Here is a 21788-nt window from a genome sequence, read left to right on the forward strand (position 1 = left end):
ATAAAAGCTTTGTAGTCTGTAACGCGTAATACGCCGGTCAGTTGGTGACGGACCGGCGGATTTTTTCATGTATGATACGCGCCCCATTTCGTTGCCCGACTGTCCGAGAACACCCCATGCAGCTCTCTTCGCTCACTGCGGTTTCCCCTGTTGACGGCCGCTACGCCGGCAAAACCCAGGCCCTGCGCCCGATTTTCAGCGAGTACGGCCTGATCCGTGCCCGCGTTCTGGTTGAAGTGCGCTGGCTCCAGCGCCTGGCCGCTCACGCCGGCATCCCGGAAGTGCCAGCCTTCTCCGCCGAAGCCAACGCCGTTCTGAACGAACTGGCCGAAAACTTCTCGCTGGAGCACGCCGAGCGCGTAAAAGAGATCGAGCGCACCACCAACCACGACGTGAAAGCGATCGAGTACCTGCTCAAGGAGCAGGCGGCCAAGCTGCCGGAACTGGCCAAGGTCAGCGAGTTCATCCACTTCGCCTGCACCAGCGAGGACATCAACAACCTGTCCCATGCCCTGATGCTGCGCGAAGGCCGTGATGACGTGATGCTGCCGCTGATGCGCCAGACCGCCAACGCCATCCGTGAACTGGCCCTGCGCTTTGCCGACGTGCCAATGCTGTCGCGTACCCACGGTCAGCCGGCTTCGCCGACCACTCTGGGTAAAGAGCTGGCGAACGTGGTTTACCGTCTTGAGCGCCAGATCGCCCAGGTCGCTGCCGTTCCGCTGCTCGGCAAGATCAACGGCGCTGTCGGCAACTACAACGCTCACCTGTCGGCCTACCCGCAGATCGACTGGGAAGCCAACGCCCGCGCCTTCATCGAAGACGAGCTGGGCCTGGCCTTCAACCCGTACACCACGCAGATCGAGCCGCACGACTACATCGCCGAGCTGTTTGACGCCATTGCGCGCTTCAACACCATCCTGATCGACTTCGACCGTGACATCTGGGGCTACATCTCCCTGGGTTACTTCAAGCAGCGCACCATTGCCGGCGAAATCGGTTCGTCGACCATGCCGCACAAGGTCAACCCGATCGACTTCGAAAACTCCGAAGGCAACCTGGGCATCGCCAACGCGCTGTTCCAGCACCTGGCGAGCAAACTGCCGATCTCGCGCTGGCAGCGCGACCTGACCGACTCCACCGTGCTGCGTAACCTCGGTGTCGGCTTCGCCCACAGCGTGATCGCGTACGAAGCCAGCCTCAAAGGCATCAGCAAGCTAGAACTGAACGCTGAAAAAATTGCTGCCGATCTGGACGCTTGCTGGGAAGTCCTGGCCGAGCCGATCCAGACCGTAATGCGCCGCTACAACATCGAAAACCCGTACGAGAAGCTAAAAGAACTGACGCGTGGCAAGGGCATCAGCCCTGAAGCGCTGCAGACTTTCATCGATGGCCTGGACATGCCGGCCGCTGCGAAAGCCGAGCTCAAGCAACTGACTCCGGCCAACTACATCGGCAACGCTGTAGCGCAAGCCAAACGCATCTGATCGACTGCTTGACCCGTTTGAGACGCCCGGCCGCGCCGGGCGTTTTTATTCCCGTCTGAAAAATGCTTTTTTTCAATAGGTTACATATGAATCCCGATATTCCTCTTCAACTTCTGGGTGGTCTCACGGCGCGCGAATTCATGCGCGATTACTGGCAGAAAAAACCACTGCTGATCCGTCAGGCGATTCCTCATTTCGAAAGCCCGATCGACGCCGACGAACTCGCCGGCCTGGCCCTGGAAGAAGAAGTCGAATCGCGCCTGGTGATCGAGCATGGCGAGCGCCCGTGGGAACTGCGCCGCGGCCCGTTCGCCGAAGACGAATTCAGCAAACTGCCAGAGCGCGAGTGGACCTTGCTGGTGCAGGCTGTCGATCAGTTCGTGCCGGAAGTCAGCGAGCTGCTGGAGAACTTCCGCTTCTTGCCAAGCTGGCGCGTCGACGACGTGATGATCAGCTTCGCCGCCCCGGGTGGCAGCGTCGGCCCGCACTTCGACAACTACGACGTATTCCTGCTGCAAGGCCACGGCAAGCGCAACTGGAAAATCGGCCAGATGTGCGACTCCGAAAGCCCGCTGCTGCAACACGCGGACCTGCGCATCCTCGCCGAATTCCACGAGACCGAAGAGTGGGTCCTGGAACCGGGCGACATGCTCTACCTGCCGCCACGCCTGGCCCATTGCGGCGTTGCCGTCGATGACTGCATGACCTACTCGGTCGGCTTCCGCGCACCAAGCGCCGCTGAAGTGCTGACCCATTTCACCGACTTCCTCAGCCAGTTCCTGACTGACGAAGAGCGTTACACCGACGCCGATGCAAAACCGGTCAGCGATGATCCACACCAGATCCAGCACGATGCACTCGGCCGCCTGAAAGCGCTGCTCGCCGAGCACATGAGCGACGAACGCCTGCTGCTGACCTGGTTCGGCCAGTACATGACCGAGCCGCGCTATCCAGAACTGGTGGTCGGCCCGGAAGAAGTTGAGGAAGAAGACTTCCTCAACGCGCTCGAAGACGGCGCCATTCTGATCCGCAACCCGAGCGCGCGCCTGGCATGGTCGGAAGTCGATGACGATCTGCTGCTGTTCGCCAGCGGCCAGAGCCGTTACCTGCCGGGCAAGCTGCGCGAACTGCTGAAGCTGATCTGCTCCGCCGACGCCCTGCACACCGACAACCTCGGTGACTGGCTGAGCGACGAAGACGGTCGCGGTCTGCTGTGCGAACTGGTCAAACAGGGAAGCCTGGGGTTCGCCGACGATGAATAAGATTCGCGTACGTGTTGCAGACTGGCAAAAGGACAACGCCGAGATCCGCCGCATTCGCGAAACGGTGTTCATTGCCGAACAATCGGTTCCACCCGAGCTTGAGTGGGACGCCGATGACGCTACAGCGGTGCATTTCCTGGCCTTCGAAGGCGACTTTCCGATCGGCACCGCCCGCCTTTTGCCCGACGGGCACATCGGCCGGGTTTCGGTGCTCAAGGACTGGCGCGGGCTGAAGGTCGGCGATGCGCTGATGCAAGCGGTGATTGCCGAAGCGGAAGCACGGGGCCTGAAGCAGCAGATGCTCAGTGCCCAAGTGCAGGCCACGGCGTTCTATGAACGCCTGGGTTTCAACCTGGTCAGCGAGGAATTCCTCGAAGCCGGGATTCCGCATGTCGACATGGTTCGCCATTCGGCATAACGCTTGACGAGCACCACAAAACGCCCCGCCATCGACCGATGCCGGGGCGTTTTGCTGTCTACGATTCAACTTGCCCCACCCCGGGCCGACAAACTGGCAATATCAAGCCTTTCAAAAGCGGAGATAACGGACATGTCCCTACGCACCCTGCTCACCACCCTGCTGCTCGGCTGCAGTTTTTCGGTGATGGCAGCCACAGAAATCGTGCCCCTCAAGTACCACACCAGCGCCGACATGCTGCCGGTGGCTCAGGACTTCCTCGGCAAGGACGGCCAGGTCAGCGCTTATGGTAATCAACTGATCGTCAAGGCTGAACCCGGCAAGATCGAAGAACTCAAGGACCTGCTCTCGCAACTCGACACCGCGCCCAAGCGCCTGCTGATCACGGTCGACACCAACGAAAACAACGGTCGTGGCGATGAAGGCTATTCGGTCAACGGCGCGCAGACCCGCATCATCAGCCGCAGCACCGCCAGCCGTGACGGCGGCACTCAGCAGATCCAGGCCAGCGAAGGCGCACCGGCGCTGATCCAGGTCGGCCAGAGCGTGCCGATCACCAGCAGCCAGACCAACTCCTACGGCGATTACAGCAGCCAGACTCAATATCGCAACGTCACCCAAGGGTTTTACGTCACCGCCAGCGTCACCGGCGAAACCGTTCACCTGGCCATCAGTACCAACCGTGACCGCATGAGCCAGGAACGTCCCGATGTAGTGAACGTGCAAAGCACCGACACAACCGTCACCGGGCGCCTCGGCGAATGGATCACCCTCGCCGGCGTGAATCGCCAGACCCAGGCCGACAAACAGGGCCTGGCCCGCAGCTACTCGACTCAAGGCCGGGATGACATGACGTTGCGGGTGAAAGTCGACACGCTGGACTAAAGCACCAAAAACTGACTGATTAGTCGTATTAGACGAAAGATGTAGTGCTTGAAAAAAAGCACTACAAAACGTTTGACGAGCCAAAAAAGCGAAGGCATGATGGCCTCGCTCCCGCTAATCAGAGGCCCTGGCAAGGGCCTTCGAAGCGATGCTCGCAACCATCCCCGCGAGCCGTTTCGTGTCTGTACCGCCCACAAGGCGTGTTTGACGAGGTTGCCGACTGGAACGAAGTTGTCCCGAGGGACGGAAGCGTAATTAGGTAACCCGGCTTTACACTGTAGTTCGCATAAAGGCCCACGACGCCCGAATGCGCCCGCCAGTTCGCCTTTACCTGCTCACTTCCCCTCGAGCCCATCGTTCATCCCGTCGCCTGCCCCGCCGAACCCGACCTGACCACCTAAGCTTCTGGTCAGCGAGCGCAAGGAATTTTCCACCGCAGAACAACTTTTCATAAAGACGCGACGAGGTTTATCTCCATGGCACTGACACGCGAACAGCAAATTGCAGCCCTTGAAAAAGACTGGGCTGAAAACCCGCGCTGGAAAGGCGTGACTCGCAATTACTCCGCTGCTGACGTCGTCCGTCTGCGTGGCTCGGTTCAACCAGAGCACACCTTTGCAAAAATGGGCGCCGAGAAGCTGTGGAACCTGGTTACCCAAGGTGCCAAGCCGTCCTTCCGCCCAGAGAAAGACTTCGTCAACTGCATGGGCGCCCTGACCGGCGGCCAGGCTGTACAGCAGGTTAAAGCCGGTATCCAGGCGATCTACCTGTCGGGCTGGCAAGTCGCTGCGGACAACAACTCCGCCGAATCGATGTACCCGGACCAGTCGCTGTACCCGGTGGACTCGGTTCCAACCGTGGTCAAGCGCATCAACAACTCGTTCCGTCGTGCCGACCAGATCCAGTGGAAAGCCGGCAAGAACCCGGGCGACGAAGGCTACATCGACTACTTCGCGCCAATCGTGGCTGACGCTGAAGCCGGTTTCGGCGGCGTACTGAACGCCTACGAGTTGATGAAGAGCATGATCGAAGCAGGCGCCGCCGGCGTTCACTTCGAAGACCAGCTGGCTTCCGTGAAGAAATGCGGCCATATGGGCGGCAAGGTTCTGGTTCCAACCCAGGAAGCCGTACAGAAGCTGACCGCTGCTCGTCTGGCTGCCGACGTTGCTGGCGTACCGACCATCATCCTGGCCCGTACCGACGCCAACGCTGCCGACCTGCTGACTTCCGACTGCGACCCGTACGACCAGCCGTTCGTGACTGGCACCCGTACCCAGGAAGGTTTCTACAAGGTACGTGCCGGTCTGGACCAGGCAATCGCCCGTGGCCTGGCCTACGCACCGTACGCCGACCTGATCTGGTGCGAAACCGCCAAGCCGGACCTGGACGAAGCCCGTCGTTTCGCCGAAGCGATCAAGAAGGAATACCCGGACCAGATCCTGTCCTACAACTGCTCGCCTTCCTTCAACTGGAAGAAAAACCTGGACGACGCGACCATCGCCAAGTTCCAGCGCGAACTGTCCGCCATGGGCTACAAGCACCAGTTCATCACCCTGGCCGGCATTCACAACATGTGGCACAGCATGTTCAACCTGGCGCACGACTACGCCCGCAACGACATGACTGCCTACGTGAAGCTGCAGGAGCAAGAATTCGCTGACGCCGCCAAGGGTTACACCTTCGTGGCTCACCAGCAGGAAGTGGGCACCGGCTACTTCGACGACATGACCACCGTGATCCAGGGCGGTACGTCCTCGGTGACCGCGCTGACCGGTTCGACCGAAGAAGAACAGTTCCACTGATCGACTTCACCGAGTAAACGGCCTTTGCGGACCGTATAGAAAGCTAACCGCATAGCCGAAAGACTGACGCCCCGACTGGTTCGGGGCGTTTTTTTTGCCTGCGACCCGCTGAACGCCCCCGAGCTGGCACAGCCTTTCGGGCGAAACATTGATCCAGAGCGGTATCCGCGTCACAAAAATCGGTTAAAACGGGCGCCGCCGCTACTTGCAGTAACGCGGATATAAGACAACTTCCCAACTGCCCAATCGCTAAACAGTTACAAAACCACTCCAAACGATATCAATTATCATTTAGCAGCAACTATGTTCGTTACATTTCCTACAAAACATAATTCGTGAAAACCCGGCTAATGCCCGCAATGCATGGGCTACAGGGCCATAGAGGTGCGCTATGTCCTTATTCCAATAAATAATTTCGCTATAGGAATTTTACTTGCAGGGTGTTTAGCCATAAAATCAGCGCGATTGATTGCTGCGACATATCGTCACTGCCTTATTTCTTTATCAAGCTCAGAGACCTTTGCTCTCTGTTAAGGATTTCCAGCATGCCCGAAGCGACAGGACTCATGGCCCACAACTGGGGCTTTGCCATTTTCCTTCTGGGTGTAGTCGGCCTGTGTGCCTTCATGCTCGGCGTCTCCAGCCTCCTCGGGTCAAAAGCCTGGGGCCGCAGCAAAAACGAACCGTTCGAGTCCGGCATGCTACCTACCGGTGGCGCCCGCTTGCGGCTATCAGCCAAATTCTATCTGGTCGCGATGCTCTTCGTGATCTTCGATATCGAAGCCCTCTTTCTCTTTGCATGGTCTGTGTCCGTCCGCGAAAGCGGCTGGACCGGATTCGTCGAAGCTCTCGTTTTCATAGCAATTCTGTTGGCAGGTCTTGTCTACCTGTTCCGAGTGGGCGCCCTTGACTGGGCTCCGGAAGCTCGTCGCAAGCGGCAGGCGAAGCTGAAACAATGAGGCTTTGGCAATGCAATACAATCTCACCAGAATCGACCCCGATGCTCCTAACGAGCAGTATCCGATCGGCCAGCGGGAAACCGTTTCCGATCCGTTAGAAGATCAAGTCCACAAAAACATTTTCATGGGCAAGCTGGAAGACGTGCTGAGTGGCGCGGTCAACTGGGGACGTAAGAACTCCCTGTGGCCGTACAACTTCGGCCTGTCATGCTGCTACGTGGAAATGACCACCGCCTTCACGGCGCCCCACGACATCGCGCGCTTCGGCGCCGAAGTTATCCGGGCATCACCGCGTCAGGCCGACTTCATGGTTATCGCCGGGACCTGCTTCATCAAGATGGCGCCGATCATTCAGCGTCTCTACGAGCAGATGCTCGAACCGAAATGGGTTATCTCCATGGGTTCGTGCGCCAACTCCGGTGGCATGTACGACATCTACTCCGTGGTTCAAGGGGTGGACAAGTTCCTGCCCGTGGACGTCTACGTACCTGGCTGCCCGCCCCGTCCAGAAGCATTTCTGCAAGGTTTGATGCTGTTGCAGGAATCCATTGGCCAGGAGCGTCGCCCACTTTCCTGGGTCGTTGGCGATCAAGGCGTTTATCGCGCCGACATGCCTTCGCAGAAGGAACAGCGCCGCGAACAGCGAATCGCAGTCACCAATCTGCGTAGCCCTGACGAAGTCTGATCCAGATCTGTTTCAAAGAAACGAGAAGCTGGCTTCATTCTTTACGTTGACCGAAAGCGAAAAAATAACCATGACTACAGGCAGTGCTCTGTACATCCCGCCTTACAAGGCAGACGACCAGGATGTGGTCGTCGAACTGAACAACCGTTTTGGCGCCGAAGCGTTCACCGCTCAGCCGACCCGCACCGGCATGCCGGTGCTGTGGGTGGCCCGCGCCAAGCTCGTTGAAGTCCTGACTTTCCTGCGCAACCTGCCCAAGCCGTACGTCATGCTCTATGACCTGCACGGCGTGGACGAGCGTCTGCGCACCAAGCGTCAAGGGCTGCCGAGCGGTGCCGATTTCACCGTGTTCTATCACCTCATGTCGCTGGAACGTAATAGTGACGTGATGATCAAGGTCGCCTTGTCCGAGAGCGACCTCAGCTTGCCGACCGTCACCAGCATCTGGCCGAACGCCAACTGGTACGAGCGTGAAGTCTGGGACATGTACGGCATCGACTTCAAAGGTCACCCTCACCTGTCGCGCATCATGATGCCGCCGACCTGGGAAGGTCACCCGCTGCGCAAGGACTTCCCGGCGCGCGCCACCGAATTCGATCCGTTCAGCCTGAACCTGGCCAAGCAACAGCTCGAGGAAGAAGCCGCGCGCTTCCGTCCTGAAGACTGGGGCATGAAGCGTTCCGGCCCGAACGAGGACTACATGTTCCTCAACCTGGGTCCGAACCACCCTTCGGCTCACGGTGCGTTCCGCATCATCCTGCAACTGGACGGTGAAGAAATCGTCGACTGCGTTCCGGACATCGGTTACCACCACCGTGGCGCCGAGAAGATGGCCGAGCGTCAGTCCTGGCACAGTTTCATTCCGTACACCGACCGTATCGACTACCTCGGCGGCGTGATGAACAACCTGCCGTACGTGCTCTCGGTCGAGAAGCTGGCCGGCATCAAGGTGCCGGAGAAGGTCGACGTCATCCGCATCATGATGGCCGAGTTCTTCCGGATCACCAGCCACCTGCTGTTCCTGGGTACCTACATCCAGGACGTCGGCGCCATGACCCCGGTGTTCTTCACCTTCACCGACCGTCAGAAGGCGTACACGGTGATCGAAGCCATCACCGGTTTCCGTCTGCACCCGGCCTGGTACCGCATTGGTGGCGTCGCCCACGACCTGCCGCGCGGCTGGGACAAACTGGTAAAAGACTTCGTTGAATGGCTGCCAAAGCGCCTCGACGAATACACCAAGGCCGCCCTGCAGAACAGCATCCTCAAGGGTCGTACCATCGGCGTTGCCCAGTACAACACCAAAGAGGCCCTGGAATGGGGCGTCACCGGTGCCGGCCTGCGTTCCACCGGTTGCGATTTCGACCTGCGTAAAGCGCGTCCTTACTCCGGCTACGAGAATTTCGAGTTCGAAGTGCCGCTGGCTGCCAACGGTGATGCCTACGACCGCTGCATGGTTCGCGTCGAAGAGATGCGCCAGAGCGTCAGGATCATCGACCAGTGCCTGCGTAACATGCCGGAAGGCCCGTACAAGGCGGATCACCCGCTGACCACGCCGCCGCCGAAAGAGCGCACGCTGCAGCACATCGAAACCTTGATCACGCACTTCCTGCAAGTTTCGTGGGGCCCGGTCATGCCGGCCAACGAATCCTTCCAGATGATCGAAGCGACCAAGGGCATCAACAGTTATTACCTGACGAGCGACGGCGGCACCATGAGCTACCGTACCCGGATCCGTACTCCGAGCTTCGCCCACCTGCAGCAGATCCCTTCGGTGATCAAAGGCAGCATGGTCGCGGACCTGATTGCGTACCTGGGTAGTATCGACTTCGTTATGGCCGACGTGGACCGCTAAGCATGAACAGCACGCTTATCCAGACAGACCGTTTCACCCTGAGTGAAACCGAGCGCTCGGCCATCGAGCACGAGCTGCATCACTACGAAGATCCGCGCGCGGCGTCGATCGAAGCCCTGAAGATCGTTCAGAAGGAACGCGGCTGGGTGCCGGACGGCGCTCTGTACGCCATCGGCGAGATCCTCGGCATCCCGGCCAGCGACGTTGAAGGCGTTGCCACGTTCTACAGCCAGATCTTCCGTCAGCCGGTCGGCCGCCACATCATTCGCGTCTGCGACAGCATGGTCTGCTACATCGGCGGCCACGAGTCGGTGGTCAGCGAAATCCAGAACAACCTGGGTATCGGCCTGGGCCAGACCACCGCCGACGGTCGCTTCACCCTGCTGCCGGTCTGCTGCCTCGGCAACTGCGACAAGGCACCGGCGCTGATGATCGATGACGACACCTTTGGCGATGTCCAGCCTGCCGGCGTCGCCAAACTGCTCGAGGGCTACGTATGACCCTGACTTCTTTCGGTCCGGCCAACCGCATCCAGCGTTCGGCCGAGACTCACCCGCTGACCTGGCGCCTGCGTGACGACGGCGAAGCCGTGTGGCTCGACGAATACCAGGCCAAAAACGGTTACGCCGCAGCGCGCAAGGCCTTCACCGACATGGCGCAGGACGACATCGTCCAGACCGTGAAGGACTCTGGCCTGAAAGGCCGCGGCGGCGCAGGCTTCCCTACTGGCGTGAAGTGGGGCCTGATGCCAAAAGACGAATCCATCAACATCCGCTACCTGCTGTGCAACGCGGATGAAATGGAGCCGAACACCTGGAAAGACCGCATGCTGATGGAGCAACTGCCCCATCTGCTGATCGAAGGCATGCTGATCAGTGCTCGCGCGCTGAAAACCTACCGTGGCTACATCTTCCTGCGTGGCGAGTACACCACCGCCGCGAAGCACCTGAACCGCGCCGTGGAAGAAGCCAAGGCAGCGGGCCTGCTGGGCAAGAACATCCTGGGCAGCGGCTTCGATTTCGAGCTGTTCGTCCACACCGGCGCCGGGCGTTACATCTGCGGTGAAGAAACCGCACTGATCAACTCCCTCGAAGGTCGCCGCGCCAACCCGCGCTCCAAGCCGCCCTTCCCTGCCGCCGTTGGCGTGTGGGGCAAGCCGACCTGCGTCAACAACGTTGAAACCCTGTGCAACGTGCCGGCGATCATTGCCGACGGCGTGGACTGGTACAAATCGTTGGCCCGCGACGGCAGTGAAGACATGGGCACCAAGCTCATGGGCTTCTCCGGCAAGGTCAAGAACCCGGGCCTGTGGGAACTGCCATTCGGCGTGACCGGTCGCGAGCTGTTCGAAGACTACGCCGGTGGCATGCGCGACGGTTACAAGCTCAAGGCCTGGCAGCCAGGCGGCGCCGGTACCGGTTTCCTGTTGCCGGAACACCTCGATGCCCAAATGTACGCCGGCGGCATCGCCAAGGTGGGCACCCGTATGGGTACCGGCCTGGCCATGGCGGTGGACGACAGCGTCAACATGGTGTCCCTGCTGCGCAACATGGAGCAGTTCTTCGCCCGCGAATCCTGCGGTTTCTGCACCCCTTGCCGTGATGGCCTGCCATGGAGCGTCAAGCTGCTGATGGCCATCGAACAAGGCCGCGGCCAGCCAGGCGACATCGAGACCCTGCTGGGTCTGGTCAACTTCCTCGGCCCGGGCAAGACCTTCTGTGCTCACGCACCGGGTGCCGTGGAGCCGTTGGGCAGTGCCATCAAATACTTCCGTCCAGAGTTCGAAGCCGGTATTGCGCCTGCAAGCGCCGCCGTCCCGCCTCTGGCGAAGCCGATCACAGTCGGCGCGTAAACGCTTAAAAAAGGCGAAGGGTCCGTGCCCTTCGCCTTTCGTCCGATGACGCCTTTCGGGGCTGACTGGATTCGGACGGATAACAAGATTCCATTAGCCACGCCCGCTGACACCGGGCCAACGAAGACCTTTGAACCATGGCCACTATCCACGTAGACGGCAAAGCGCTCGAAGTCGACGGGGCAGACAACCTGTTACAGGCATGTCTGTCGCTGGGCCTCGACATCCCTTATTTCTGCTGGCACCCCGCGCTTGGTAGCGTCGGGGCCTGCCGCCAGTGCGCGGTCAAGCAGTACACCGACGAGAACGACACCCGTGGTCGCATCGTCATGTCCTGCATGACCCCTGCCACCGACAACACCTGGATCTCCATCGACGATGAAGAATCCAAGGCGTTCCGCGCCAGTGTCGTTGAATGGCTGATGACCAACCACCCGCACGACTGCCCTGTGTGCGAGGAAGGCGGTCACTGCCACCTGCAAGACATGACTGTGATGACCGGCCACAACGAGCGCCGTTATCGCTTCACCAAGCGCACCCACCAGAACCAGCAACTGGGCCCGTTCATTTCCCACGAGATGAACCGCTGCATCGCCTGCTACCGCTGCGTGCGTTTCTACAAGGACTACGCCGGTGGCACCGACCTCGGTGTATTCGGTGCCCACGACAACGTGTACTTCGGTCGCGTTGAAGACGGCACGCTGGAAAGCGAGTTCTCCGGCAACCTCACCGAGGTCTGCCCGACCGGTGTGTTCACCGACAAGACTCACTCCGAGCGCTACAACCGCAAGTGGGACATGCAGTTCTCGCCGAGCATCTGCCATGGCTGCTCGAGCGGTTGCAACATTTCCCCGGGCGAGCGTTACGGCGAACTGCGTCGCATCGAAAACCGTTACAACGGTTCGGTGAACCAGTACTTCCTGTGCGACCGTGGCCGTTTCGGTTATGGCTACGTCAACCGCACCGACCGTCCACGTCAGCCAATGCTGGCCGACGGCACCAAGCTTGGGCTGGATGCTGCGCTGGACAAAGCCGCCGACCTGCTGCGCGGTCGCAACATCGTCGGTATCGGTTCGCCACGTGCCAGCCTCGAAAGCAACTACGCGTTGCGTGAACTGGTCGGCGCCGAGCACTTCTACTCCGGTATCGAAGCCTCCGAACTGGAGCGCATCCGTCTGGTCCTGCAAGTGCTGAAAGACAGCCCGCTGCCAGTGCCGAACATGCGCGACATCGAAGACCACGACGCCGTGTTCGTCCTCGGTGAAGACCTGACCCAGACCGCCGCCCGCATGGCCCTGGCCCTGCGTCAGTCGGTCAAAGGCAAGGCCGAAGACATGGCTGAAGCCATGCGCGTTCAGCCTTGGCTCGACGCCGCGGTGAAGAACATCGGTCAGCACGAGCTGAACCCGTTGTTCATCGCCAGCCTGGCTGAAACCAAGCTCGACGATATCGCCGAAGAGTGTGTACACGCCGCTCCGGACGATCTGGCCCGCATCGGTTTCGCCGTGGCCCACGCCCTGGACGCCAGCGCACCGGCCGTCGAAGGCCTGGATGCTGAAGCCCTGGAACTGGCCAAGCGCATCGCCGACGCCCTGCTCGCTGCCAAGCGTCCGCTGATCATCGCCGGCACTTCGCTGGGTTCCAAAGCCCTGATCGAAGCGGCTGCGAACATCGCCAAGGCCCTGAAGCTGCGCGAGAAGAATGGTTCGATCAGCCTGATCGTGCCGGAAGCCAACAGCCTCGGCCTGGCCATGCTCGGTGGCGAATCGGTCGATGCCGCGCTGCAAGCGGTCATCGACGGTAAGGCCGACGCCATTGTCGTGCTGGAAAACGATCTGTACACCCGCACCTCGAAAGCCAAGGTCGATGCGGCACTGAACGCTGCGAACGTAGTGATCGTTGCCGACCACCAGAAGACCGCCACCAGCGATCGCGCGCATCTGGTTCTGCCAGCGGCCAGCTTCGCTGAAGGCGACGGTACGCTGGTCAGCCAGGAAGGTCGCGCCCAGCGCTTCTTCCAGGTTTTCGACCCGCAATACATGGACGCAAGCATCCTGGTACACGAAGGCTGGCGCTGGCTGCACGCCCTGCGCTCGACGCTGCTGAACCAGCCGATCGACTGGACGCAACTCGACCACGTGACCGCTGCCGTCGCTTCGAGCACCGAGCAACTGGCGCGCATCGTCGATGCCGCTCCGTCCGCTGCGTTCCGCATCAAGGGTCTGAAACTGGCGCGTGAGCCGCTGCGTTATTCCGGTCGCACCGCGATGCGCGCCGACATCAGCGTTCATGAACCACGCACCCCGCAAGACAAGGACACCGCGTTTGCCTTCTCGATGGAAGGTTACTCGGGCTCCGCCGAACCGCGTCAGCAAGTGCCGTTCGCCTGGTCGCCGGGCTGGAACTCGCCGCAAGCCTGGAACAAGTTCCAGGACGAAGTCGGTGGTCACCTGCGCGCTGGCGATCCGGGTACTCGCCTGATCGAAAGCACCGGTGATTCGCTGAACTGGTTCGCTGCTGCGCCACGCGCGTTCAACCCGGCACCGGGCACCTGGCAAGCCGTACCGTTCTTCCACTTGTTCGGCAGCGAAGAGAACTCTTCGAAAGCCGCTCCGGTTCAGGAACGCATTCCGGCAGCCTACGTTGCTCTGGCCAAGTCCGAAGCCGACCGCCTGGGCGTCAACGACGGCGCACTGCTGAGCCTCAACGTTGCCGGCCAGACCCTGCGTCTGCCGCTGCGCATCAATGAAGAGCTGGGCGCAGGTCTGGTGGCATTGCCTGCGGGCATCGCCGGCATTCCACCGGCATTCGCCGGCGTATCCGTTGATGGTCTGCAGGAGGCAGCGCAATGACCTGGTTCACCCCTGAAGTGATCGATGTGATCCTGACGGTCATCAAAGCCATCGTGATCCTGCTGGCCGTTGTGGTCGCAGGTGCGTTGCTCAGCTTTGTCGAACGTCGCCTGCTGGGCTGGTGGCAAGACCGTTACGGTCCGAACCGCGTCGGTCCGTTCGGCATGTTCCAGATCGCTGCCGACATGCTGAAGATGTTCTTCAAGGAAGACTGGACTCCGCCGTTTGCCGACAAGGTGATCTTCACCCTGGCGCCGGTGGTAGCCATGTCCGCCCTGCTGATCGCGTTCGCGATCATCCCGATCACCCCGACCTGGGGCGTGGCGGATCTGAACATCGGCCTGCTGTTCTTCTTCGCCATGGCAGGTCTCTCGGTCTACGCGGTGCTGTTCGCCGGCTGGTCGAGTAACAACAAGTTCGCCCTGCTGGGCAGCTTGCGTGCCTCGGCGCAGACCGTGTCCTACGAAGTGTTCATGGGCCTGGCCCTGATGGGCATCGTGGTGCAGGTCGGCTCGTTCAACATGCGCGACATCGTCGAGTACCAGGCGCAGAACCTGTGGTTCATCATTCCGCAGTTCTTCGGCTTCTGTACCTTCTTCATCGCTGGCGTGGCCGTGACTCACCGTCACCCGTTCGACCAGCCGGAAGCGGAACAGGAACTGGCCGACGGTTACCACATTGAATACGCCGGTATGAAATGGGGCATGTTCTTCGTCGGTGAATACATCGGCATCATCCTGATCTCGGCGCTGCTGGTCACCCTGTTCTTCGGTGGCTGGCACGGTCCGTTCGGCATCCTGCCGCAACTGTCCTTCGTCTGGTTCGCACTGAAGACTGCGTTCTTCATCATGCTGTTCATCCTGCTGCGCGCTTCCATCCCGCGTCCGCGTTATGACCAGGTGATGGATTTCAGCTGGAAATTCTGCCTGCCACTGACCCTGATCAATTTGCTGGTGACCGCTGCAATCGTGTTGTGGAACACGCCTGCGGTTGCGGTTCAGTGAGGATTTGACCCATGTTCAAATATATTGGCGACATCGTTAAGGGTACCGGTACCCAGTTGCGCAGCCTGGTCATGATCTTCGGCCATGGCTTTCGCAAGCGCGACACCCTGCAATACCCGGAAGAGCCGGTCTACCTGCCGCCACGCTACCGTGGCCGCATCGTCCTGACCCGCGACCCCGATGGCGAAGAACGCTGCGTAGCCTGCAACCTGTGCGCCGTGGCGTGCCCGGTGGGTTGCATCTCGCTGCAGAAAGCTGAAACCGAAGACGGTCGCTGGTACCCGGACTTCTTCCGTATCAACTTCTCGCGCTGCATTTTCTGCGGTCTCTGCGAGGAAGCCTGCCCGACCACCGCGATCCAGCTGACCCCGGATTTCGAGATGGCCGAGTTCAAACGTCAGGACCTGGTGTACGAGAAAGAAGATCTGCTGATCTCCGGCCCCGGCAAAAACCCTGATTACAACTTCTATCGTGTTGCAGGTATGGCCGTTGCGGGCAAGCCGAAAGGCGCCGCACAAAACGAAGCCGAGCCGATCAACGTGAAGAGCTTGCTGCCTTAAGGAAGAACGATGGAATTCGCTTTCTATTTCGCATCGGGTATCGCTGTTGTGTCCACACTGCGTGTGGTCACCAACACCAATCCTGTGCACGCCCTGCTCTACCTGATCATTTCGCTGATCTCCGTGGCCATGACCTTCTTCGCCCTCGGCGCACCGTTCGCCGGCGTGCTGGAAGTGATCGCCTACGCCGGCGCCATCATGGTGCTGTTCGTGTTCGTGGTGATGATGCTGAACCTGGGCCCGGCCTCGGTTCAGCAGGAACGCACCTGGCTCAAGCCCGGCATCTGGGCAGGACCGGTGATTCTCGCCGCCCTGCTGCTGGCCGAACTGCTGTATGTGCTGTTCGCTCACCAGAGCGGTCAAGCCATCGGTCAAACCACCGTGGACGCGAAAGCCGTGGGCATCAGCCTGTTCGGTCCGTACCTGCTGGTGGTCGAACTCGCCTCGATGCTGCTGCTCGCTGCAGCCGTCACGGCGTTCCATTTGGGCCGTAACGAGGCGAAGGAGTAAGACATGCCTGCTATCCCTCTCGAGCATGGATTGGCCGTTGCCGGCATCCTGTTCTGCCTTGGTCTGGTCGGCCTGATGGTCCGCCGTAACATTTTGTTCGTGTTGATGAGTCTGGAAGTGATGATGAACGCCTCTGCACTGGCCTTCATCGTTGCGGGCGCCCGCTGGGCGCAACCGGATGGACAGATCATGTTCATCCTGGTGATCAGCCTTGCAGCCGCCGAAGCCAGTATTGGCCTGGCGATCCTGCTGCAACTGTATCGCCGCTTCCACACGCTCGATATCGACGCTGCCAGTGAGATGCGCGGATGAACCTGATCTTTCTGACTTTCGTATTCCCTCTGATCGGTTTCCTGTTGCTGTCGTTCTCCCGTGGACGCTGGTCGGAAAACCTCTCGGCGCTGATCGGCGTGGGTTCCATTGGCTTGTCGGCGATTGTCGCTGCCTACGTCATCTGGCAATTCAACGTCGCGCCTCCCGAAGGCGGTCACTACACCCTGGTGCTTTGGCAGTGGATGGCGGTGGAAGGCTTCAAGCCGAACTTCGCCCTCTACGTCGACGGCCTGTCGATCACCATGCTCGGCGTGGTGGTGGGCGTGGGCTTCCTGATCCACCTGTTCGCATCCTGGTACATGCGCGGTGAAGCGGGTTACTCGCGCTTCTTCTCGTACACCAACCTGTTTATTGCCAGCATGCTGTTTCTGGTGCTCGGCGATAACCTGTTGTTCGTGTACTTCGGCTGGGAAGGCGTGGGCCTGTGCTCGTACCTGTTGATCGGTTTCTACTACAGCAACCGCAACAACGGTAACGCCGCACTCAAGGCTTTCATCGTGACTCGGATCGGCGACGTGTTCATGGCCATCGGCCTGTTCATCCTGTTCCAGCAAGTGGGCACGTTGAACATCCAGGAACTGCTGGTGCTGGCACCGCAGAAATTCCAGGTCGGCGACTTCTGGATCACCCTGGCGACTCTGATGCTGCTGGGTGGTGCGGTCGGTAAATCGGCTCAACTGCCGCTGCAGACCTGGCTCGCGGACGCGATGGCCGGTCCTACCCCGGTTTCGGCACTGATCCACGCTGCAACGATGGTTACTGCCGGTGTCTACCTGATCGCCCGTACCCACGGCCTGTTCACCCTGGCGCCGGACATCCTGCACCTGGTCGGCATCGTCGGTGGTGTGACCCTGGTACTGGCCGGTTTCGCCGCGCTGGTGCAAACCGACATCAAACGTATCCTCGCCTACTCGACCATGAGCCAGATCGGCTACATGTTCCTGGCGCTGGGCGTTGGCGCCTGGGATGGCGCGATTTTCCACCTGATGACCCACGCCTTCTTCAAGGCCCTGCTGTTCCTTGCTTCCGGTGCGGTGATCGTTGCCTGCCACCACGAGCAGAACATCTTCAAGATGGGCGGCCTGTGGAAGAAACTGCCGCTGGCCTACGCCAGCTTCATCGTCGGTGGTGCCGCTCTGGCTGCCCTGCCGCTGGTGACCGCAGGTTTCTACTCCAAGGACGAAATCCTTTGGGAAGCGTTCGCCAGCGGCAACCACGGTCTGCTCTACGCAGGTCTGGTCGGTGCATTCATGACTTCGCTGTACACCTTCCGCCTGATCTTCATCACGTTCCACGGTGAAGCCAAGACCGAAGCTCACGCCGGTCACGGCATCGCTCACTGGCTGCCACTGTCGGTGCTGATCGTGCTGTCGACCTTCGTCGGCGCCATGATCGTTCCACCGCTGCACGGCGTACTGCCCGAGAGCGTTGGCCATGCCGGTGGCGAAGCCAAGCACAGCCTGGAAATCGCCTCGGGCGCCATCGCCCTGGCCGGTATCCTGCTGGCGGCCCTGCTGTTCCTCGGCAAGCGTCGCTTTGTGACCGCGATCGCCAACAGCGGCATCGGCCGTTTCCTTTCGGCCTGGTGGTTCGCTGCCTGGGGCTTCGACTGGATCTACGACAAACTGTTCGTGAAGCCGTACCTTGCGATCAGCCACATGCTGCGCAAAGACCCGCTCGACCAGACCATCGGTCTGATCCCGCGCATGGCCAAGGGTGGTCACACCGCCCTGAGCCGTACCGAAACCGGTCAACTGCGTTGGTACGCTGCTTCGATGGCTGCTGGTGCCGTGTTGGTCATCGGCGCTGTCGTGCTGGTAGCGGTCTGATATGAACCTTGCGAATTTGCGAAAGGAAACGAGCCCGTCATGATTCTGCCTTGGCTAATCCTGATCCCCTTCATCGGCGGCCTGCTGTGCTGGATGGGTGAGCGCTTCGGCGCTACCCTCCCCCGCTGGATTGCGCTGATCACCATGTCCCTGCTGCTTGCCCTCGGCCTCTGGCTGTGGGCCCACGGCGACTACTCCTTTGCGCCGAAACCTGGCGCCGACCCGACCTGGGCGCTTGAGTTCAAGCACGTCTGGATCCAGCGTTTCGGCATCAACGTGCACCTGGCCCTCGACGGCCTGTCGCTGCTGATGATCCTGCTGACCGGTCTGCTGGGTATCCTGTCGGTACTCTGCTCGTGGAAAGAGATCCAACGTCACGTTGGCTTCTTCCACCTGAACCTGATGTGGATCCTTGGCGGCGTTGTCGGCGTGTTCCTCGCCCTCGACCTGTTCATGTTCTTCTTCTTCTGGGAAATGATGCTGGTGCCGATGTACTTCCTCATCGCGCTCTGGGGTCACAGTTCTTCGGACGGCAAGAAAACCCGGATCTACGCAGCGACCAAGTTCTTCATCTTCACTCAGGCTTCCGGCCTGATCATGCTGGTGGCGATCCTCGGTCTGGTACTGGTCAACTACAACAGCACCGGCGTGATCACCTTCAACTACGCCGACCTGTTGAAGACCAAGATGTCGATGACCACCGAGTACATCCTGATGCTCGGCTTCTTCATCGCCTTCGCGGTCAAACTGCCAGTGGTTCCGTTCCACTCCTGGCTGCCTGACGCTCACGCCCAGGCACCGACTGCAGGTTCCGTCGACCTCGCCGGTATCCTGCTGAAAACGGCGGCCTACGGTCTGCTGCGTTTCGCTCTGCCGCTGTTCCCGAACGCCTCGGCCGAGTTCGCGCCGATCGCCATGACCCTCGGTCTGATCGGGATCTTCTACGGTGCGTTCCTTGCGTTCGCGCAAACCGACATCAAGCGTCTGATCGCCTTCTCGTCCGTTTCCCACATGGGCTTCGTACTGATCGGCATCTACTCCGGCAGCCAACTGGCGCTGCAAGGTGCAGTGATCCAGATGCTGGCGCACGGTCTGTCGGCCGCCGCGCTGTTTATCCTCAGCGGTCAGCTGTACGAGCGTCTGCACACTCGCGACATGCGTGAGATGGGCGGTCTGTGGTCGCGTATCGCTTACCTGCCGGCGATCAGCCTGTTCTTCGCAGCCGCCTCCCTGGGTCTGCCGGGTACCGGTAACTTCGTCGGCGAGTTCCTGATCCTGATCGGCACCTTCGCCAGTGCGCCATGGATCACCGCGATTGCCACCTCCGGTCTGGTGTTCGGTTCGGTCTACTCGCTGATCATGATCCACCGTGCCTACTTCGGTCCGTCGAAATCGGATTCGATCCTGCACGGCATGGACGGTCGCGAACTGATCATGGTGCTGGGCCTTGCGGTACTGCTGATTTACCTCGGCGTCTACCCGCAACCGTTCCTCGACACTTCTGCCGCCACGATGCATGGCGTGCAGCAGTGGCTCGGCACCGCCTTCACTCAACTCGCTTCGGCCCGGTAAGAGCGCTATGGAATTCACGATTCAACACTTTATTGCGCTAGCGCCACTGTTGATCACCAGCCTCACCATTATCGTGGTGATGCTGGCAATCGCCTGGCGCCGCAACCACTCGCAGACCTTCCTGATTTCGGTGGCGGGTCTGAACCTGGCCTTGCTGTCGATCCTGCCGGCCCTGAAAGTCGCGCCTCTGGCCGTGACCCCATTGCTGCAGATCGACACCTTTGCCTGCCTGTACATGGCGCTGATCCTGGTCGCCACCCTCGCCTGTGTCACCCTCGCCCACGCCTATCTCGGCGATGGCGGTTCGGGTTACCCGGGCAACCGTGAAGAACTGTACCTGCTGATCCTGATGGCCGCCGCCGGTGGCCTGGTTCTGGTCAGCGCGCAGCACCTGGCCGGTTTGTTCATCGGTCTGGAACTGCTGTCGGTACCGGTCTACGGTCTGGTGGCCTACGCCTTCTTCAACAAGCGTTCGCTGGAAGCCGGCATCAAGTACATGGTGCTGTCGGCCGCCGGTTCCGCGTTCCTGCTGTTCGGTATGGCGCTGCTGTACGCAGACTCCGGCTCCCTGAGCTTCGTCGGCATCGGTCAGGCACTGGCCACCACCAACCTGCCAAGCTCGCTGGCGCAACTGGGCCTGGGCATGATGCTGATCGGTCTGGCGTTCAAACTGTCGCTGGTACCGTTCCACCTGTGGACGCCGGACGTGTACGAAGGTGCTCCGGCACCGGTGGCCGCGTTCCTCGCCACCGCGTCGAAAGTGGCCGTGTTCGCGGTAATGGTTCGTCTGTTCCAGATCTCCCCTGCCGCCAGCAGTGGCGTTCTGAGCAACGTGCTGACCATCATCGCCATCGCCTCGATCCTGTTCGGTAACCTGCTGGCCCTGACCCAGAGCAACCTCAAGCGTCTGCTCGGTTACTCCTCCATCGCGCACTTCGGCTACCTGCTGATCGCACTGGTGGCGAGCAAGGGTCTGGCGGTGGAAGCCATCGGCGTGTACCTGGTCACCTACGTGATCACCAGCCTCGGCGCCTTCGGCGTGATCACCCTGATGTCCTCGCCGTACAACGGTCGTGACGCAGACGCGCTGTACGAGTACCGCGGCCTGTTCTGGCGCCGTCCGTACCTGACCGCCGTACTGACCGTGATGATGCTGTCCCTGGCCGGTATCCCGCTGACTGCAGGCTTCATCGGCAAGTTCTACATCATCGCTACCGGTGTCGAGTCGCACCAATGGTGGCTGGTCGGTTCGCTGGTACTGGGCAGCGCCATCGGCGTGTTCTACTACCTGCGCGTGATGGTCACCCTGTACCTGATCGAACCGAACCTGCGCCGCCACGACGCCCAGCTGCACTGGGAACAGAAGGCAGGCGGCGTGATGCTGCTGGCCATCGCCGTGGTCGCGTTCTTCCTCGGTGTGTACCCGCAACCATTGCTGACCCTGGTTCAGCAGGCGGGCCTGGCGGGCTGATTGCTCTGCTGGAATGGTAACAAACAGAAACGGCACCTTCGGGTGCCGTTTTTGTTTTTGTGGAATCCTTTAATTTTCAACACCCTCCCCCTTTTAGGAATTTGCCTGCAAAACCATGAGCAACGGCTGACATCACGCAATGGCCTATGTCGTTAAATTCGAAAGTCATCCAGCAGATGGAAATCCGGGAAACATGAAACGAGATATTTTTTCAGACTTGATGGACGGCCTCGAGACATTAGCCGAAGAACGCAAAGGCAAAGTCACCTTGAAAAAAACGCGCGCTCAACGGATCGGAACCATGAAGGGCAAACTCACACTTCCCAAAGACATCGATACCTCTCTGCCAGAGGACTTGCTAGACACCTTCGAAAGGTAGAAACGCAAATCTGCATACATGGAGCGTTCAGCCCCGCCCTGTGTGTGAGTTTCGCCCGCACCCACCTAACAAA

19 protein-coding genes are annotated in these 21788 nt (G+C 60.2%); all 19 read left to right on the forward strand.

Annotation, left to right across the window (positions count from 1 at the left end; translation table 11 throughout):
- Positions 1 to 116: 116 nt before the first annotated feature.
- The 19 genes from purB (at position 117) to CAF87_RS15470 (ending at position 21715) form a co-directional block, all read left to right on the forward strand.
- Positions 117 to 1487, forward strand: coding sequence for an adenylosuccinate lyase (purB, locus tag CAF87_RS15380; protein ID WP_085732146.1), 1371 nt, complete (start codon positions 117 to 119; stop codon positions 1485 to 1487).
- A gap of 86 nt (positions 1488 to 1573) precedes the next feature.
- A complete protein-coding gene (locus CAF87_RS15385; protein ID WP_085732147.1) occupies positions 1574 to 2749 on the forward strand; it encodes a cupin domain-containing protein in 1176 nt (391 codons plus the stop codon).
- The gene (locus tag CAF87_RS15390) at positions 2742 to 3167 is read left to right on the forward strand and encodes a GNAT family N-acetyltransferase (protein ID WP_085712389.1); all 426 of its coding nucleotides are present in this window, start codon (positions 2742 to 2744) and stop codon (positions 3165 to 3167) included. Before CAF87_RS15385 ends, CAF87_RS15390 begins: the two co-directional genes overlap by 8 nt.
- 132 nt (positions 3168 to 3299) lie before the next feature.
- The gene (locus CAF87_RS15395) at positions 3300 to 4052 is read left to right on the forward strand and encodes a secretin N-terminal domain-containing protein (protein ID WP_085732148.1); all 753 of its coding nucleotides are present in this window, start codon (positions 3300 to 3302) and stop codon (positions 4050 to 4052) included.
- A gap of 476 nt (positions 4053 to 4528) precedes the next feature.
- On the forward strand, positions 4529 to 5854 hold the full coding sequence (gene aceA, locus CAF87_RS15400; protein WP_011334956.1) for an isocitrate lyase: 1326 nt from the start codon (positions 4529 to 4531) through the stop codon (positions 5852 to 5854).
- A gap of 545 nt (positions 5855 to 6399) precedes the next feature.
- Positions 6400 to 6813 carry an NADH-quinone oxidoreductase subunit A gene (locus CAF87_RS15405; RefSeq protein ID WP_003223812.1) on the forward strand — a complete coding sequence of 138 codons (414 nt, stop codon included), beginning with the start codon at positions 6400 to 6402 and terminating at the stop codon, positions 6811 to 6813.
- 10 nt (positions 6814 to 6823) lie between these two features.
- The gene (locus CAF87_RS15410; RefSeq protein WP_007951456.1) at positions 6824 to 7498 is read left to right on the forward strand and encodes an NADH-quinone oxidoreductase subunit B family protein; all 675 of its coding nucleotides are present in this window, start codon (positions 6824 to 6826) and stop codon (positions 7496 to 7498) included.
- Between the two features lie 70 nt (positions 7499 to 7568).
- On the forward strand, positions 7569 to 9353 hold the full coding sequence (gene nuoC / locus CAF87_RS15415) for an NADH-quinone oxidoreductase subunit C/D (protein ID WP_085712391.1): 1785 nt from the start codon (positions 7569 to 7571) through the stop codon (positions 9351 to 9353).
- A gap of 2 nt (positions 9354 to 9355) precedes the next feature.
- Positions 9356 to 9853 (forward strand): NADH-quinone oxidoreductase subunit NuoE, encoded by a 498-nt coding sequence (nuoE, locus tag CAF87_RS15420; RefSeq protein ID WP_003223804.1) that lies wholly within the window; start codon positions 9356 to 9358, stop codon positions 9851 to 9853.
- Positions 9850 to 11205 (forward strand): NADH-quinone oxidoreductase subunit NuoF, encoded by a 1356-nt coding sequence (gene nuoF, locus CAF87_RS15425; RefSeq protein ID WP_085732149.1) that lies wholly within the window; start codon positions 9850 to 9852, stop codon positions 11203 to 11205. Before nuoE ends, nuoF begins: the two co-directional genes overlap by 4 nt.
- A gap of 137 nt (positions 11206 to 11342) precedes the next feature.
- On the forward strand, positions 11343 to 14057 hold the full coding sequence (gene nuoG / locus CAF87_RS15430) for an NADH-quinone oxidoreductase subunit NuoG (protein ID WP_085732150.1): 2715 nt from the start codon (positions 11343 to 11345) through the stop codon (positions 14055 to 14057).
- Positions 14054 to 15061, forward strand: a complete 1008-nt coding sequence (gene nuoH, locus CAF87_RS15435) for an NADH-quinone oxidoreductase subunit NuoH (protein WP_007951460.1) — start codon at positions 14054 to 14056, stop codon at positions 15059 to 15061. Before nuoG ends, nuoH begins: the two co-directional genes overlap by 4 nt.
- An 11-nt stretch (positions 15062 to 15072) precedes the next feature.
- Positions 15073 to 15621 (forward strand): NADH-quinone oxidoreductase subunit NuoI, encoded by a 549-nt coding sequence (gene nuoI, locus CAF87_RS15440; RefSeq protein WP_085690002.1) that lies wholly within the window; start codon positions 15073 to 15075, stop codon positions 15619 to 15621.
- A 9-nt stretch (positions 15622 to 15630) separates the two neighbouring features.
- Positions 15631 to 16131, forward strand: a complete 501-nt coding sequence (nuoJ, locus tag CAF87_RS15445; RefSeq protein ID WP_085690004.1) for an NADH-quinone oxidoreductase subunit J — start codon at positions 15631 to 15633, stop codon at positions 16129 to 16131.
- 3 nt (positions 16132 to 16134) lie between these two features.
- Positions 16135 to 16443 (forward strand): NADH-quinone oxidoreductase subunit NuoK, encoded by a 309-nt coding sequence (gene nuoK / locus CAF87_RS15450; protein ID WP_003180046.1) that lies wholly within the window; start codon positions 16135 to 16137, stop codon positions 16441 to 16443.
- Positions 16440 to 18293, forward strand: coding sequence for an NADH-quinone oxidoreductase subunit L (nuoL, locus tag CAF87_RS15455; protein ID WP_085732151.1), 1854 nt, complete (start codon positions 16440 to 16442; stop codon positions 18291 to 18293). The genes nuoK and nuoL overlap by 4 nt, the downstream gene beginning before the upstream one ends.
- A 39-nt stretch (positions 18294 to 18332) precedes the next feature.
- Entirely contained in the window at positions 18333 to 19865 is a 1533-nt protein-coding gene (gene nuoM / locus CAF87_RS15460; RefSeq protein ID WP_085732152.1) for an NADH-quinone oxidoreductase subunit M, read from the forward strand.
- A gap of 7 nt (positions 19866 to 19872) precedes the next feature.
- On the forward strand, positions 19873 to 21336 hold the full coding sequence (gene nuoN, locus CAF87_RS15465) for an NADH-quinone oxidoreductase subunit NuoN (RefSeq protein ID WP_085712396.1): 1464 nt from the start codon (positions 19873 to 19875) through the stop codon (positions 21334 to 21336).
- Between the two features lie 139 nt (positions 21337 to 21475).
- The gene (locus tag CAF87_RS15470; protein ID WP_256576018.1) at positions 21476 to 21715 is read left to right on the forward strand and encodes a hypothetical protein; all 240 of its coding nucleotides are present in this window, start codon (positions 21476 to 21478) and stop codon (positions 21713 to 21715) included.
- The last annotated feature ends 73 nt before the right edge of the window (positions 21716 to 21788 follow it).

Source organism: Pseudomonas sp. R38(2017) (genome assembly GCF_002112395.1).
In the GTDB taxonomy this organism is placed as follows: Bacteria; Pseudomonadota; Gammaproteobacteria; order Pseudomonadales; family Pseudomonadaceae; genus Aquipseudomonas.

Excerpts from the sequence above, each read along its gene's own strand:
- purB (WP_085732146.1), top strand. The coding sequence starts at position 117 with ATGCAGCTCTCTTCGCTCACTGCGGTTTCCCCTGTTGACGGCCGCTAC.
- CAF87_RS15385 (WP_085732147.1), top strand. The coding sequence starts at position 1,574 with ATGAATCCCGATATTCCTCTTCAACTTCTGGGTGGTCTCACGGCGCGC.
- CAF87_RS15410 (WP_007951456.1), top strand. The coding sequence starts at position 6,824 with ATGCAATACAATCTCACCAGAATCGACCCCGATGCTCCTAACGAGCAG.
- CAF87_RS15390 (WP_085712389.1), top strand. The coding sequence starts at position 2,742 with ATGAATAAGATTCGCGTACGTGTTGCAGACTGGCAAAAGGACAACGCC.
- CAF87_RS15395 (WP_085732148.1), top strand. The coding sequence starts at position 3,300 with ATGTCCCTACGCACCCTGCTCACCACCCTGCTGCTCGGCTGCAGTTTT.
- nuoM (WP_085732152.1), top strand. The coding sequence starts at position 18,333 with ATGATTCTGCCTTGGCTAATCCTGATCCCCTTCATCGGCGGCCTGCTG.
- nuoE (WP_003223804.1), top strand. The coding sequence starts at position 9,356 with ATGAACAGCACGCTTATCCAGACAGACCGTTTCACCCTGAGTGAAACC.
- nuoN (WP_085712396.1), top strand. The coding sequence starts at position 19,873 with ATGGAATTCACGATTCAACACTTTATTGCGCTAGCGCCACTGTTGATC.
- nuoG (WP_085732150.1), top strand. The coding sequence starts at position 11,343 with ATGGCCACTATCCACGTAGACGGCAAAGCGCTCGAAGTCGACGGGGCA.
- nuoF (WP_085732149.1), top strand. The coding sequence starts at position 9,850 with ATGACCCTGACTTCTTTCGGTCCGGCCAACCGCATCCAGCGTTCGGCC.
- nuoI (WP_085690002.1), top strand. The coding sequence starts at position 15,073 with ATGTTCAAATATATTGGCGACATCGTTAAGGGTACCGGTACCCAGTTG.
- nuoK (WP_003180046.1), top strand. The coding sequence starts at position 16,135 with ATGCCTGCTATCCCTCTCGAGCATGGATTGGCCGTTGCCGGCATCCTG.
- nuoL (WP_085732151.1), top strand. The coding sequence starts at position 16,440 with ATGAACCTGATCTTTCTGACTTTCGTATTCCCTCTGATCGGTTTCCTG.
- CAF87_RS15405 (WP_003223812.1), top strand. The coding sequence starts at position 6,400 with ATGCCCGAAGCGACAGGACTCATGGCCCACAACTGGGGCTTTGCCATT.
- nuoJ (WP_085690004.1), top strand. The coding sequence starts at position 15,631 with ATGGAATTCGCTTTCTATTTCGCATCGGGTATCGCTGTTGTGTCCACA.
- nuoC (WP_085712391.1), top strand. The coding sequence starts at position 7,569 with ATGACTACAGGCAGTGCTCTGTACATCCCGCCTTACAAGGCAGACGAC.
- aceA (WP_011334956.1), top strand. The coding sequence starts at position 4,529 with ATGGCACTGACACGCGAACAGCAAATTGCAGCCCTTGAAAAAGACTGG.
- CAF87_RS15470 (WP_256576018.1), top strand. The coding sequence starts at position 21,476 with ATGGCCTATGTCGTTAAATTCGAAAGTCATCCAGCAGATGGAAATCCG.
- nuoH (WP_007951460.1), top strand. The coding sequence starts at position 14,054 with ATGACCTGGTTCACCCCTGAAGTGATCGATGTGATCCTGACGGTCATC.